The following is a 13,831-nucleotide window of genomic DNA, read 5'->3' as shown; positions in this document are numbered from 1 at the left end:
ACTGTGCCGTTTTTCCTGTTCACTTTAATTTTGACTGTACGGAGCCCGGCATATCTTCAAACCTGACTTCTTCCCAGGTCTCGACATACTTTCCTTTCGCCTTCACCTTCAAATACGCGTTCTTCCGAAGGTCTTTCGCGGCGTAAAAGGTCACTTCTTCTTTTTTCCCGGATGCGTTGTATCCGTCTAATGTATACTCAGTACCGCCCGGGCTAAGATGTTTGCCATCTCGATTAATCTGTACATAGACATCTTGCTGGTGAATAAACGGATTAAATCTGTCTGTAACATCGTTATGAAAAAAGAGAAGTCCGTATATGACGGCAGCGGCCGCCAAGACGGCCAGGATTGCCAATGCTTTTTTCATCTGCGCACTCCCCTTACTTGTTCATTTTTTTCAAATAGCTTGACCGCACTGTGAGGAAGAACAGAAGCTGAAAAATGAAAAACCCTCCGATAGTGAAACTGAGCGGCCCCGCTACATCGGAATAGCCTTCCACGGCCAATGTTCTCAAGGCAAACAGCGTATGCATGACGGCAATGACGAAAGGAAAGAAAAAGAGAATCGCCAATTGTATCGTCACGCTTTGTGCCATTTCACGCTCACTCAGGCCGATTTTAGCCAGTGAACGGTAGCGCTCCCGGTCCTCATCTAAATCAGTGAACAGCCTGAAATATAAGAAACTTGCTGCCGCGACAAAGAATACAATTGCGATAAACAGGCCGATAAATAAACTCAGGCTCGGCAGCTGCACCGTATCATAGTACGTCCCGGCTTTTGCCATAAAATCAGAATGCACGTCGATATAGTTGCCGTAAATCTCATTTTTCAAGGATTGGCTGATCCCAAGACTGTCTTTCCAATGATCATAGCTGTAGCCGTATAATGACGCTTTTTCACCGAGTGATTTAAGCTGATCAAAGGTTTGATCGTTCACCGCAATGACGGCATTTAATGAAATCAGCGGTTTTTCGACTTCTTTTACCGTCAGTTTTTGGTCAGACGGCTTGCCTTTTTGGTTCAGCAGCTTCAGCTGATCCGGCGCTTCGTTTTTGAAATTGCGGTCATACGTGCCCGGGAAATAGACAGCCTCATCATGTTTCAGGCCGTTCAGCTTGACATGGAAGTATGTTGACACATCCGATTTGCTGATCATGTAAACAGGGGGAACAGTTTCTCCTTCCTGATAGCGGACATAGGAAACATTTATTTTGTCTTTCTTATACGTAAAGCCGTGTGTTTTCAGTTCATGGTCAATTTTTTTCAAATGAGTCTGTTCTTTTGGGTTGCCGCTGTAAGATAAATACTCCATCTCATAAGCGGACTCTTCCGCCCCGACAGTCGATTTGTACATCGCGAGCACGCCCGTCGCCGTAAACGCTACCGCGGAAATAATGCTGACGATAAAGAACAGGCGGGCGTTGTCTTTTAATCGATAGACAAGGTCAGAAACCCAAATGACATTTTTCCCGCGCAGATAAAAGGTTTTCCACTTCTTCAGCGCGCGCAGAATCCAGATGCTGCTTTGGCTGAAAAAGAAATACGTGCCGATGACGGTAAGCAGTAAAATGATAAACGGTTGAGTCCCATGGACATTGCCTTTTAAAACCATGCCGTACCCGCCGCACAGGCAGGCGATGCCGAATATAGACAGAAGCACGGACGGCTTCGGCTCCGGCTTGATCTTGTCAGTGCCCTTTATTAATTTGATCACCGTATTTGATCTGACAAAAAGGATCGTGAACTGCGATAAAAGGAAAAATAAGAGCAGAAATCCGCCGGCCGTAATGCCGAGCGCTTTCCAAGGCATGTACAGAGGCAGCGCGTCCATTTCTAAAATATAAGCGCCGACCGTAAAGAACGTTTTCGAAAAAATGAAGCCTCCGATAATCCCCGCTGCGATCGACATGACGCCGATGATCATGTTTTCCGCCGTAATGAGCTTTCTCAGCTGCACCGGCGTAATACCCTGCATCAGCAGGATGCCGAATTCTTTATTTCTCGATTTCAAAAATGCGTTAACCGAATACAGAACAAATAAGAAAGAAAAAACAAAGATCATCCATTCCGCGGCGGTTAAGCCTTTTCTGGCGATGTTATTCAGGTAGCCTTCCTTTAGTGCCGGATGAAACAGGAACATCGCAAAGGTAAAGAAAATCAAAACGGAAAAAGCGCTGCTTAAAAAGAAAGCAAGATAGGCCCTTTTGTTTCTCGTGACGTTTTTATAAGCGAACTGAAGAAAGGTCATTTGCGTTTCCCCCCAGCATAGACAGCACATCAAGAATCTGCTCATAAAAGACTTGGCGGTTTTCCCCGCGGTAAATCTCATTAAACAGTTCGCCGTCTTTTATAAAGATGACGCGGCGGCAGTAGCTTGCCGCAACCGGATCATGGGTCACCATCAAAGCCGTGACATGATCATCCTGGTTCAGGCTCTGCATCGTTTCCATGACGTCTTTTGACGCTTTGGAATCAAGGTTTCCCGTCGGTTCATCGGCCAGAATGAGTGACGGCTTATGAATGACCGCTCTTGCGATGGCGGCCCGCTGGCGCTGTCCGCCGGATACTTCAAACGTCCGTTTGTTGAGCAGGTCTTCGATTCCGAGCTTTGCCGCGATGCCGTGCAGTTTTTCTTCCATGACAGACGGCGCTTCTTTTTCAAGCGTTAACGGCAGCATGATATTTTCACCGATCGTCAGCGTGTCCAGAAGGTTGAAATCCTGAAACACAAACCCGAGCTGCTTGCGGCGGAAATGAGCGAGCTTTGTCCGCTTCAGCCGGTGCGGGTTTTCTCCGTGAATCAGGATATCGCCTGAATCCGGCCGGTCGATCGTTGAAATGATATTCAAAAGCGTTGTTTTTCCGGAGCCGGACGGTCCCATCACCGCCGTGAACCCGCCTTCTTCTATTGAAAACGAAATTTGTTTTAAAGCTTGATAGGACACTTGTCCTTTATAGGTTTTATTTATATGTTTGACTTCAAGCATATTCGCCATGAAAATCCTCCTTATGGTTTTATTCTTGTTGGTCTGGGCTGCTTTCATGTAGTGCCGGGGCATTTAACATAAAAATCCCCTTGACATAAATCCATGTTATCAAGGGGAAACAAAACGAGCTATGTTGTTTTCTTAACGCAGCCTTACATTTTTGTAAGAAATGAAAATCGGACCGATGTCCCTTCACCGGGGGACGAGCTGATGTCCACCGTATGATTGAGCTTGCCCGTAATTTCTTTGACGAGATGAAGGCCGATTCCCGTAGATTCTTGGAAACGCCGTCCGTTTTCGCCGGTGTAATAAGGGTCAAACACCCGCTTGATATCTTGCGAGGGTATGCCGACACCGTAATCTTTGACTTCAAGCACCGTCCTGTCTTCATCGCGGAAGACATTCAGCTCCAGTCTGTCACTCTTGCCTGCCGAATACTTGACCGCATTTGTGACCACTTGGCCGATCGCAAATTTGAGCCATTTGGCATCGGTGTAAATCTGATGATCATCGCGAATATCCATTTTCGGATAGACCCGGTATTGAATAAAAAATCGTTTATAGCTTTGAATGACTGATTGGAGAAGCTCTGATAAAGAAACCGCTTCAACTTTAAAATCCCGCTCAAACAGGTCAAGCCTTGAAGAATAAAGAAGCGTCTCAAGCCCGAATTCAATCTGCCGGACCTCTTTTTTGATTTGTTCAAAGACGGGCTCATCCTCTTCCTGAATGATTAAATTAATGACCGACAGCGGCGTTTTTACTTGGTGCACCCATTGGTTCATATACGTCACCCGCGCGTCAAGCTTGGCTTCGGTCTCATGGAGCTTCTGGTGCTGCATCCGGATCAGCTCCATCTGCTTTTCATACAGCTCTGAACAAAACACTGAAGAACCGAGATACGGGATGTCCGTCCCTTCCTGCTCCGAGCTGAGCCAATGATACACACCGCGGTCTTTGTACCAGCGATAGGCAAGATATCCCGCCAAAATAAGAAGCTGCACGCCCAATATGTAAAACAGGTGGGAAAAAGAATGAAGACCCGCAAACCAGTAATAAAAGAAAACAAACAGCCCTTGAAGGAGAAAAAGCAGAATCAGCACGGCATGAGACCGGAGAAACAGCTTCATGACAGCCCCCTCAGCTGGTAGCCTTCGCCCCGCACCGATTCAATGGAAACAGGCGCATTCAGCTCCCGCAGTTTTTTTCTGAGCCGCGTGATATACACGTTAAGTGTATTATCATCGACGAAAATGTCGGTGTCCCACGTCTTTTCCATGAGCCGGTCTCTTCCCGTCACCTTTTCTCCCCGCTCGAGCAGCACTTCCAAAAGCTTGCTTTCTTTTTTAGAAAGCTCGCTTTTTTCGTCCTGAAAGCGCAGTTCAAACCGTTCCACAAAGAGCTGCACACCGGCATATTCAACCACTTTCTCTCCCTGCTTGGCGGCGTACTCTCCGTATGCCCTGCGGATCTGGCTTTTGATTTTCGCCAGCACAATATCATAAGAAAACGGTTTTTCGATATAATCATCTCCGCCGTTTTCAATCGCCATTACCTGATCCATTTCCCCGCTTCTGGCTGAGATGAAAATGATCGGGCTTGTAGAATGCTGGCGGATCTGGCGGCACCAATAATAGCCGTCATAAGACGGCAGATTGATATCAAGCAGCACCACATCAGGCTTTTCCCGCAAAAAAACATCAAGAACAGCCGTGAAATCCGCAGCGGCCACGGTTTGATATCCGTATTTTTCAAGGTAATTCTGCAATAGTCCGCGAATGTCTTCACTGTCTTCCACAATCATGATTTTATTCATGCAACCATCCTCCAAAAGGATACGGCTTTTCGGAGCCCTCATTATTTGATGCCCCCATCATAATGCTTTCATCGGTTCTCTGCAACATGAGAAAGCGGGCCTTTATAAAAGACCCGCTTCTCCCTTTCTCAATGTAAGATCGATTATTTCTAATTGACATTGTTATACTTAGATGGCGGACTCGGAAAGGTAATTTTAAATCTTGTGCCAATTCCCGGCTGACTATATATATCAATATTTCCCCCATGTGCCTTGATAATTTGTTGAGCAATAGCCATTCCTAATCCAGTCCCTGAGTTATTTGACGAAGCGCTTGTCCCTCTGAAATACCGATCAAATAAACATTCAACCGTCTCTTCGTCCATTCCTATTCCATCGTCTTCTATTATAATTTGTATTTCATTGTCATGTAACACGTCATGATATAATATGACCTTTATTTTAGTGCCCGGAGGATTATGTTTAATACAATTAGCAATCAAGTTTTCAACTGCGCGCTTTAGGTACCTTTCATCCATATTAAAAAGTATCTTATTGTGACTGGATTCTATAGCGAATCTCTTATTTTCTGACTCCGGTAGCAACTTCATTTTTTCTAAAGTGTCATGAATTACTTTCACTACGTTTTTTTCTTCAAGATGGATTGGAAGCGACTCATTTTTCAATTGAAAAGTTAAGTTGAAATCTTCAATCAGCTTTTCCATATATTCGACACGTTCTTCCATTATTAAGGAAAAATCACGCACTTGCTGATTTTCCCACTCATATTCATTTGAAGATAAAAGAACCGTATATCCCTTAATAACCGAAAGAGGGGTTTTTAAATCATGTGAGACACCGGCCATCCACTCTTCTCTTGTTTTTTCCAACAACTCTCTCTCAGCCTTATTCCTTTGAAGCGTTGAGGTAAGTTCAGACAGAGCTTGCATTAATTCTTGATAGGTCTTATATCCAGATTTATTATGTCTATATTTGCTTGAATGAAACTTCCAATCATAAGGTTCTTCATATTTTTCTTTAGACAAATTCTCAATCCAAGATACAATAAACAGCAGGGGAGCACCTAGTTTTTTTCCGTAAAATATTGCAATTACAATCCCTGCCATAATAATAGAAACTATCCACAAGTTATTCACCCAATAGAAAAAAGGGTTATTTTTTTCCATCGGTTTTCCCCATACCCATGTTAAATCCTGATTGTTTTTCGTTTCATACCACGTAGATAATTGATAACCTTTTTTGGCAGGATACATGTAATCTGATATTAACTCTCCAAGAATATAATGCTTAGGTATATTTTTAGGTTTATTAAAAGAAAAAACCTCATCTCCTTGTTCATCTAAAATTTGAATCCACATTCGGTTCTCTAATAAATCTTCTTTTGCTTTCGTATTTATTGAAAATTGTTTATCTGCAACAACTGTTTGGTCAACAATTTTTTTTAAGGATAAGTGCGGCGTTTCCATTTTATTCTGACCTAAGACGAGGATGAAAAATATGATACTGCCCACAATGAGCAGACCCCAAATAAACATGAGTAAAAAAAGTCTCGATACGAAGTAAAATGCTATCCTATTTCTCAGCTTCAAAATAAATCCTCATCTATAGGCTCTGCTTCAAATATATAGCCCTGTCCTCGAACCGTTTTAATCCATCTTGGTCTGCTCGGGTCTTCCTCTAATTTTTCACGTAATCGTCTTACATGTACCATTACAGTACTATCTCCGCCATAAAACTCCCCCCACACATCTTTATAAATTTGGTGTTTACTTAAAATTTGATTGGGATGTTCACAGAAATAAATCAGAAGTTTCATTTCCTGAGCAGGGCAATCGATTCTTGTCCCGTTAACAACAAGTCTGCCGGTATTGGGATCTATTTTAAAATATTCATAATCGTATACCTGTTTTAGAGGGTAAGAAGAAGAGAGTTGAGTCATTCTCTTTAATTGGGCTTTTACACGAGCTACAATTTCTAGTGGATTAAATGGTTTAGTAATATAGTCATCCCCCCCAAAACTAAACCCTTGCAATTTATCTAAATCTGTTGTTTTTGCCGTTAAGAAGAGTATCGGCACATTTGTATGGGAGCGTATTTTGCTGCATAAGGTGAAGCCATCAGTGTCCGGAAGCATGACATCTAATAAAATAATATTTGGAAGTTCCTGATCGATTTTCAGAAGGGTTTCGCTCCCTGTCATAGCTGTGGAAATATTGCTGAAACCTTCCTTTTCAAAGCAAGTTATTAATAAGTTTAAGATATGTTCGTCATCATCCACCATGAGGATTTTGTTCTCTTCTAACGTCATAAGTTACCCTCCTTTTTATTTCTTATTTTATATGAGATCAATGACATAAAGGTCAGAAAAGGAAAGAATTTAACTTTCGTTAAGGGTTCAGAATATTCTTTTAAATTTTCGACCTTGATATTCAGGTATCAATATAACTACATACAGAAAATAAACCAGGGATGTCGTTAAGTGAATGTTTAGGAAGAGTTTCGTTTGTGTTTAAAGAACATCGCTTATGATAAAAGTGAGGTGAGAGACAAATGAATGATCAAATAGTGGTAACACACGATCTAACTAAAAAGTATAAAAAGCATACTTCAGTTGATGGATTAAACTTAAGGATTAGGCGCGGCGAAATTTATGGTTTTCTTGGACCGAATGGTGCTGGTAAAACAACAACCATCCGAATGTTATTAGGTTTAATTAAACCAACAAAAGGAAGCATCGAAATCTTTGGCCAAAACCTAAACAAGAATCGTTTGCAGATATTGCAAAGAATCGGGTCACTGGTAGAATCTCCAACTTATTATGGTAATTTAACAGCTTACGAAAACTTAGAAGCTGTTAGGAGGTTACGAGGACTTCCGGAACAACGAGTCAATGAAGTATTGGAAACTGTAAGGTTATCTAAAGTAGCAAATCGACTGACTAAGGAGTATTCCCTTGGAATGAAACAACGTTTGGGAATTGCAGTTGCCCTGTTAAGCAGTCCTGATTTATTAATTCTGGATGAACCGACAAACGGTTTAGATCCATCCGGTATCCAAGAAATAAGAGAGCTAATTAAAGAATTGCCTAAATCGGGAATGAGTGTTATTGTATCCAGCCACTTATTGAGTGAAATAGATCAAATGGCTACTCAAGTGGGGATTATTAACAATGGAAGGATGATTTTCCAGGACTCGATTGCAAGTTTACATCAAAAACGAAAACCACTATTAAAAGTCGGTGTTAGTGACGTAATCGAAGCAAAAACAATACTAAACAGGAAAGGATTAAAGGTTGATTTACAAAAAAATGATTTGTGGCTGTCTCAAACAGAACCGGAATTTGTTTCAGAAATCAATTCCATACTTCTTCATTCAGGGCTGTCTGTATTTCGACTTGAAGAAAAGACACGATCGCTTGAGGATATTTTTTTAGAATTAACTGGTACAGAGGGAAGTCTATGAAAAAGTTATTATGGGCAGATCAATTAAAACTGAAACGTTCGTCGTTATTGATTGTAGTCTTATTGGTTCCCTTACTCATTATAGCATATGAGTTGGTAAATCTTACTTATCGATCTGAATACGTGGAAAAACAAGCTGAAATGTTCCATGCTGGATCAATGTGGATGTATTTACTGTATGATAACAGTTTGTTATTTGGTCTGGGTTTTCCATTAGCCGCAACACTTTCTGCGTCAATAATAGCAAATATAGAACATCAAGCAAACGGATGGAAGCAAACCCTTTCTTTTCCCGTATCTAGAATGCGAATTTATGTAAGTAAATTTATTTGCTTAGTAGTCAGTTTATTTATTTCGTCAACAATCTTCTTGCTCGGCATGGTACTGCTAGGCAAACTGGTAGGATTCGAAGGTAGTGTACCTTGGGGACTTTTGTTTGGAGATAGTTACAGCATGTTAGTTACAGTACTGCCTATAATGGCATTCCAGATATGGTTATCTATGGTGTTTAGCAACCAAGCATTCTCAATTCTTGTAGGATCAATATCATCTATAATGGGTTTGTTTTTGGCAGCTGCTCAATCAACGAGATGGTTTCCGCTGGCTTATCCTAGTCAATCTTCGACAGTCATTCTGCAGTATGAAGGTATAGGATATAACCCAGATCTTTCATCTTACCTTTGCATTAGCCTTTTCTTAGGGATAATTATATTATTTCTAGGCTCTATTCATTTTGCTAAACGGGATGCTTTGTAAAAAGGAGGCGAAATACTTGAAAAACATTTTATTTGTAGAACGTTTAAAGCTTAAGCGATCAAAGTTATGGATCATCTATTTATTAGGGCCTTTGTTAGGTGTATCCCTGGCATACACGAACTTTATTAAAAACTATAACCTTTTTATGAATCCTGGAGACAATCCCTGGGTAGAGGCTTGGACACAAGTTGCCTTATTTATGGGCCCTTTTGTATTGCCTATCGTAGTGGGAATTTTCGCCGCCCTTGTTTGCAGGGGGGAACATGTAGGAGGCGGTTGGAAACAGCTTCTAGCCTTACCAGTCAAACACTCAGATATCTTTCTGGGAAAGTTTCTAACAGTGGTCCGCATGATATTCATTAGTATGTTCATTTTAATCCTCTTATTTATTGGATTCGGTTATATGTTAGGCATAAGCGGGAGTCTTCCTTTACTTACAATTCTAGGTTATGGAATTAGAGGGATCTTAGCTTGTTTACCATTAATTTTATTGCAGCTTATTGTTTCAATTAGGTCTAAAACATTTGGCATACCACTCGCTGTTAGCATTGTTTTTACATTACCGGCCATTATTATTGCCAGTACACCATTAGGTCAAGTATATCCATGGACACAGCCTATGTTAGCAATGTCACCCGAAGATGAATCACCGATTCAATCAAACTTCCTATTTTACTCAATTATGGTAATAACATGTCTCGGTCTCCTGGTTTACGGAATAAGAAATTTTACTAAACGAGACCTTACGTAGGGTATATGCGGTACTTATGAGAATTCGAGACAAGGTAATAATGAAATCACTGCGAAAGACAAAGATACATGACTTATGGATTTTTTTAACAAAAGAAAGAAAGTTACCGACGTCATCGATAAAGAAAAGGATAATAACGAATTCTAGTTTTCATAACTATAGTAAACGAGGGGGCAAGCTGTAACAAATCGCTTGGATTGAAAGAGCCTGTAAAGATGAACAGGTTGATTTGATTGTGATACTTTGGTGAAACGCGAGAAGGACATAAACGGAAAGACGAAAGCACTCACGATGTTGTGAGTGCTTTTCATCAGCCGACCTGCTGTTTTACAGCTTTACCGGCTGATCCGAACTCTCTCATTTTGCTTCGTACTGTCTCTTCCACGGCTTCAATGCCGGGTGTCATGTAGCCGCGCGGTTCGTACAGATCACCGTTTTTCTGAAACATGCGGCGTGTTTCTTCTGTCCAGGCGACCATACATTCCGTGTTGATATTGATTTTCGCGTGGCCGAGCGTGATGGCTTTTTTGATCTGTTCCTGCGGAATCCCGGATGCTCCGTGAAGAACGAGAGGAATATCAGTCATGCGGGAGATAGCCTCCATTTCTTTAAATCCGAGATTCGGTTCACCTTGATATTTGCCGTGGACGGAGCCGAGGGCGGCGGCCAGCGCGTCGATATTGGTTTCTTTGACGATCCGCTCACATTCGGCGACATCGGCATAGCGGACCCCGCCGACCAGCCCGTCTTCCATGCCGCCGACCGTGCCGACTTCTGCTTCTACTGAGACGCCGTGCTTAGCGGCATAATCGGCGACTTCTTTTGTCATCGCGATGTTCTCATCAATCGGATGATGGGAGCCGTCAATCATCACTGAGCTGAATCCGGCGTCAATGGCCTGTCTGCAGCGTTCCGCACTGCTCCCGTGATCAAGATGGAGCACGACGGGAACGGTAATCGCCATTTCTTCCATTAACGCGCCGACCATGGCGGAAATCGTTTTAAATCCGCCTAAATAGTCGACCAGACGATCGGAAGCCGCGGCGATGACCGGCGATTGCTCCTTTTGCGCCGCTTGCAGAATCGCCTTCGTCCATTGGAGGCCGTTGATATTAAATTGGCCGACTGCATAATGCTCCCGTTTCGCTTCTGCAAGAAGATGTTTCATGGTGACAAAAGCCATGTTCACGCCTCCTTCATGAAGTATTTTGATACGACGGCTTCCGTTGTTTCCTTTGCCGTTTTGATCGTTTCCTCCGCAGTCAGCTTATAATATTCAGGTCTGAACAGCTCTACGGAGACAACATCATTGAATCCGATTTCTTTTAACGCTGACAGATGGGCGTCTAAGTCAATCGCACCCTGTCCAGGCCAGACGCGGTCTTCATCTGTTAAAAAGCCGATCGGAAAGTCTTCTGTATCGTCGATATGATAGATGAAAATTTTCTTTCCGTCCGCCTGCTTCAAGCTCTCAATATTGGAGCCCATCGCGTGGAAATGGAAGCTGTCAAACACCAGTCCGACATTATCGCGGCCGACAGCGTTCACGATGTCATACGCCTGTTCAAATGTATTGACCGTGCATTGCGGGTGGCCGACAAATTCAAGGGCAATGTTTACGCCGTACGGCTCCGCGATGTCCGAAAGCTCAGTCAGCACCTCTATGCTGCTCTTTTTGATCTCTTCTTTCAAAATTTTCCGCTCTGTCACAAGCGGCACGGCCACCACATATTTCACGCCGAGCGTCCTGCAGGTTTCCATCATGCTTTTGAATTCCGAAATGATCTCCCTATAGCCCTTCTCATCACGGTTGTTGAAGAAAACCAGTGCGTTCAGGGCAAGCGGTTTAATGTGATGGGTTCGAAAATATTCCGCCAGATCGGCCAGTGAATGGTCTTTTAAGTATTCCGGCAGCTTATCCATTGTGCGGATTTCAATATAATCATAGCCGTGCTTTTCGCACAGTTCTAAATCCTGTTTCAGGTTTGAATTCTCCAGCGTAGTCGCTTCATTAAAGCAAAGTTTCATGTCAGCCTCTCCCATCCAACGTTTTCGATATGAAGGGAGTCCGGCAGGAGGGCTTGTTTGCCCCGCTCCGCCGAACTCCGTACTCAGCTTATGCCATGCCTAATTCTTCCTTTAATTTCTTAAGCGTGGTCCGGCTTGATTCATCCGCTCTTTCGCCGACCCAAGCAAAAACGGCGTTCGTCGCAATTCCGTCGAATTTCATCTCTCTCATCTTTCTGAAAATCGTCTCAAAATCAACCTCGCCTTGCCCGATGTCCAAATGCTGGTGAACCGTTACTTTCGCGTCAGGCGGGTTGACGATGTAGCGCAGGCCATGCGCCGCTTTATGATTAAAAGTATCTGCAAATAAAACATGTGTGAGGCGGTCGCCGGCTTCATCAAACATGGTCGCAATATCGCCTTTTCCGTCATCATAGAAGAACGTATGCGCAGTCGAGTAGACAAGATTGATCCAATCCTTGTCAAGCGCGCGGATCATATCCATCGCACCTTTGTGCGTTTCGATAAAATCGTATGGGTGAGCCTGCAGATTGAGTTTAACGCCTTCTTTTTCAAAGATGGGCAGCAGTTCATCCATGGATTTGATAAATTTTTCTTCACTTGTCAACGGATCATATTTTGAACCGCTGAATTCACTGTTCATCAAATCCACTTCAAGTTCAACCGCAATTTCGATCGCCCGTTTCCAGTTGCGCACGGCGGCCTGACGGCGGTCTTCATCAGGACCCGCCCAGTGGTAAAGCGGAAGAAGAGAAGACAGCTTCACACCTGTATCTTTTAAAAGGCGCTTCAATTGTTTGATTTTTGCTGAATCGACTTTCGGATATTTATAGAAAGGACAAAAATCCTCGCGCGGAGACAGTTCGATATATTCGTATCCGAGTTCCGCCGTTTTATAGACCATTTCTTCTAACGTTAAATCATCGCGGTACATGGATGGATCTAAGGCCAGTTTCATTTCTTTCACTCCCGATCTATTATTTGTTCACAGTCGTAAATGATTGGTAGAATGCCGGTTTCTCTTGCAGCGCCACAGGCTCTTTCTGTCCGGATTCCTGAGCTTTTACGCACGCGTCAGTTGTCACCGCGGCAATATAACCGTCCCATGCCGTCGGACCGCTGACTTCACCTTTATTCCGGATCGAATCAATGAAGTCTTGAATTTCCACATCATACGCAGCCACAAATCGGCGCTTCCAGTCCATCAGGATATCGGTGCTGAATTTCCCTTCTTTTCTCAAGCTGATGCTTGACGGTTCCGGAAGCTTGATAACGCCGTCTTCCCCGACGATTTCACATTGAATGTCGTAGCCGTATTTACAGTTCACGTAGATTTCGGCATTGATGACGATGCCGCCTTTTGTTTCGATGATGACCATCTGCGGATCTTTCAGATGCGGCAGCGCATTTTTTGATTTCTTCGGATAGATCACCTGTACGGATTCATAGTCGTCATTGACGAGCCAGTGGAGGACATCAATTTCATGAACGAGCGTATCGACGACGGCCATGTCCGTTGAATAATTCGATGCGACTGTCGGGTTGCGGTGCGCACAGTGAATCATCAGCGGCTCGCCGACCACGCGGTTGTCAATCGCTTCTTTCAGCTGAACGTAACCGCTGTCATACCTGCGCATGAAACCTACCTGCACCAATCGTTTTCCCGTCTTCATTTCTTCCTCGACAATGCGCATACAGCCTTCTGCCGTTGTCGCAAGCGGCTTTTCACAAAACACGTGCTTGCCGTGCTGAATCGCTTTCAAAACGCTGGACTCGTGAGCCGGGCCCCAGCTTGTCACTAAGACGGCATCCACGTTTTCAGCAGCGAGGAGGCTGTCGTCATCAGGATAAACGGAGGCGTTCAAATTGAAATCCTGAACGGTCTGCTGCGCGGCCTCCTGATTCACATCTGTGACAGCGGTAATTTCCGCTCCGGACAGCTTATTTGTGATGCGGTTGATGTGCTCTTTTCCGATAGCACCGGTTCCGATAACACCTATACGTAAATTCATTGATCGCCACTCCTTCTGA

14 protein-coding genes are annotated in these 13,831 nt (G+C 43.5%); 3 read left to right on the top strand and 11 right to left on the bottom strand.

Translation table 11 applies throughout. The features are described 5' to 3' along the window. Positions 1-19 precede the first annotated feature (19 nt). The 7 genes from V7728_RS15190 to V7728_RS15160 form a co-directional block, all read right to left on the bottom strand. Positions 20-367: a YxeA family protein gene (locus V7728_RS15190; RefSeq protein ID WP_076424800.1), complete on the bottom strand. Its 348-nt coding sequence runs from the start codon at positions 365-367 to the stop codon at positions 20-22. Between the two features lie 13 nt (positions 368-380). Next, entirely contained in the window at positions 381-2,249 is a 1,869-nt protein-coding gene (yxdM, locus tag V7728_RS15185; protein ID WP_099567217.1) for an ABC transporter permease YxdM, read from the bottom strand. Next, entirely contained in the window at positions 2,224-2,997 is a 774-nt protein-coding gene (gene yxdL, locus V7728_RS15180) for an ABC transporter ATP-binding protein YxdL (RefSeq protein WP_015240899.1), read from the bottom strand. The genes yxdM and yxdL overlap by 26 nt, the downstream gene beginning before the upstream one ends. 143 nt (positions 2,998-3,140) lie before the next feature. Beyond that, positions 3,141-4,118: a two-component system sensor histidine kinase YxdK gene (yxdK, locus tag V7728_RS15175; protein ID WP_023357208.1), complete on the bottom strand. Its 978-nt coding sequence runs from the start codon at positions 4,116-4,118 to the stop codon at positions 3,141-3,143. Further along, positions 4,115-4,804, bottom strand: a complete 690-nt coding sequence (yxdJ, locus tag V7728_RS15170) for a two-component system response regulator YxdJ (RefSeq protein WP_099567218.1) — start codon at positions 4,802-4,804, stop codon at positions 4,115-4,117. The genes yxdK and yxdJ overlap by 4 nt, the downstream gene beginning before the upstream one ends. A 149-nt stretch (positions 4,805-4,953) precedes the next feature. Then, on the bottom strand, positions 4,954-6,393 hold the full coding sequence (locus tag V7728_RS15165; protein WP_099567219.1) for a sensor histidine kinase: 1,440 nt from the start codon (positions 6,391-6,393) through the stop codon (positions 4,954-4,956). After that, complete coding sequence (locus V7728_RS15160) at positions 6,390-7,112, bottom strand: response regulator transcription factor (RefSeq protein WP_012118836.1); 723 nt, start codon at positions 7,110-7,112, stop codon at positions 6,390-6,392. Before V7728_RS15160 ends, V7728_RS15165 begins: the two co-directional genes overlap by 4 nt. 242 nt (positions 7,113-7,354) lie before the next feature. On the opposite strand from V7728_RS15160, the gene V7728_RS15155 reads away from it, so the two are divergent. Genes V7728_RS15155 through V7728_RS15145 form a run of 3 tightly spaced genes read left to right on the top strand, consistent with a single transcriptional unit; the run spans position 7,355 to position 9,772 of the window. Then, positions 7,355-8,266: an ABC transporter ATP-binding protein gene (locus tag V7728_RS15155; protein WP_099567220.1), complete on the top strand. Its 912-nt coding sequence runs from the start codon at positions 7,355-7,357 to the stop codon at positions 8,264-8,266. Beyond that, the gene (locus V7728_RS15150) at positions 8,263-9,021 is read left to right on the top strand and encodes an ABC transporter permease (RefSeq protein ID WP_012118838.1); all 759 of its coding nucleotides are present in this window, start codon (positions 8,263-8,265) and stop codon (positions 9,019-9,021) included. The genes V7728_RS15155 and V7728_RS15150 overlap by 4 nt, the downstream gene beginning before the upstream one ends. A 16-nt stretch (positions 9,022-9,037) precedes the next feature. After that, entirely contained in the window at positions 9,038-9,772 is a 735-nt protein-coding gene (locus V7728_RS15145; RefSeq protein ID WP_012118839.1) for an ABC transporter permease, read from the top strand. Between the two features lie 310 nt (positions 9,773-10,082). On the opposite strand, the gene fba is transcribed toward V7728_RS15145, so the two are convergent. The 4 genes from fba to V7728_RS15125 all read right to left on the bottom strand — a co-directional run bounded on the left by fba (position 10,083) and on the right by V7728_RS15125 (position 13,812). Further along, complete coding sequence (fba, locus tag V7728_RS15140; protein WP_041482478.1) at positions 10,083-10,955, bottom strand: class II fructose-1,6-bisphosphate aldolase; 873 nt, start codon at positions 10,953-10,955, stop codon at positions 10,083-10,085. Between the two features lie 2 nt (positions 10,956-10,957). Next, complete coding sequence (iolI, locus tag V7728_RS15135; protein ID WP_007407832.1) at positions 10,958-11,800, bottom strand: 2-keto-myo-inositol isomerase; 843 nt, start codon at positions 11,798-11,800, stop codon at positions 10,958-10,960. A gap of 88 nt (positions 11,801-11,888) precedes the next feature. After that, entirely contained in the window at positions 11,889-12,758 is an 870-nt protein-coding gene (locus V7728_RS15130) for a sugar phosphate isomerase/epimerase family protein (RefSeq protein ID WP_082998174.1), read from the bottom strand. A 19-nt stretch (positions 12,759-12,777) separates the two neighbouring features. Next, positions 12,778-13,812 (bottom strand): Gfo/Idh/MocA family protein, encoded by a 1,035-nt coding sequence (locus V7728_RS15125; protein ID WP_082998173.1) that lies wholly within the window; start codon positions 13,810-13,812, stop codon positions 12,778-12,780. Positions 13,813-13,831: the final 19 nt, after the last annotated feature.

This window comes from Bacillus sp. JHAA (genome assembly GCF_036961585.1).
Taxonomy (GTDB): domain Bacteria; phylum Bacillota; class Bacilli; order Bacillales; family Bacillaceae; genus Bacillus; species Bacillus velezensis.
Note: the sequence above shows the minus strand (reverse complement) of the source record. Positions and strands in the feature narration are given on the sequence as shown.

What these genes read in the sequence shown, in the direction of transcription:
- V7728_RS15190 (WP_076424800.1), bottom strand. Translation starts at nt 367, where the DNA reads ATGAAAAAAGCATTGGCAATCCTGGCCGTCTTGGCGGCCGCTGCCGTC.
- yxdM (WP_099567217.1), bottom strand. Translation starts at nt 2,249, where the DNA reads ATGACCTTTCTTCAGTTCGCTTATAAAAACGTCACGAGAAACAAAAGG.
- yxdL (WP_015240899.1), bottom strand. Translation starts at nt 2,997, where the DNA reads ATGGCGAATATGCTTGAAGTCAAACATATAAATAAAACCTATAAAGGA.
- yxdK (WP_023357208.1), bottom strand. Translation starts at nt 4,118, where the DNA reads ATGAAGCTGTTTCTCCGGTCTCATGCCGTGCTGATTCTGCTTTTTCTC.
- yxdJ (WP_099567218.1), bottom strand. Translation starts at nt 4,804, where the DNA reads ATGAATAAAATCATGATTGTGGAAGACAGTGAAGACATTCGCGGACTA.
- V7728_RS15160 (WP_012118836.1), bottom strand. Translation starts at nt 7,112, where the DNA reads ATGACGTTAGAAGAGAACAAAATCCTCATGGTGGATGATGACGAACAT.
- V7728_RS15155 (WP_099567220.1), top strand. Translation starts at nt 7,355, where the DNA reads ATGAATGATCAAATAGTGGTAACACACGATCTAACTAAAAAGTATAAA.
- V7728_RS15150 (WP_012118838.1), top strand. Translation starts at nt 8,263, where the DNA reads ATGAAAAAGTTATTATGGGCAGATCAATTAAAACTGAAACGTTCGTCG.
- fba (WP_041482478.1), bottom strand. Translation starts at nt 10,955, where the DNA reads ATGGCTTTTGTCACCATGAAACATCTTCTTGCAGAAGCGAAACGGGAG.
- iolI (WP_007407832.1), bottom strand. Translation starts at nt 11,800, where the DNA reads ATGAAACTTTGCTTTAATGAAGCGACTACGCTGGAGAATTCAAACCTG.
- V7728_RS15130 (WP_082998174.1), bottom strand. Translation starts at nt 12,758, where the DNA reads ATGAAACTGGCCTTAGATCCATCCATGTACCGCGATGATTTAACGTTA.
- V7728_RS15125 (WP_082998173.1), bottom strand. Translation starts at nt 13,812, where the DNA reads ATGAATTTACGTATAGGTGTTATCGGAACCGGTGCTATCGGAAAAGAG.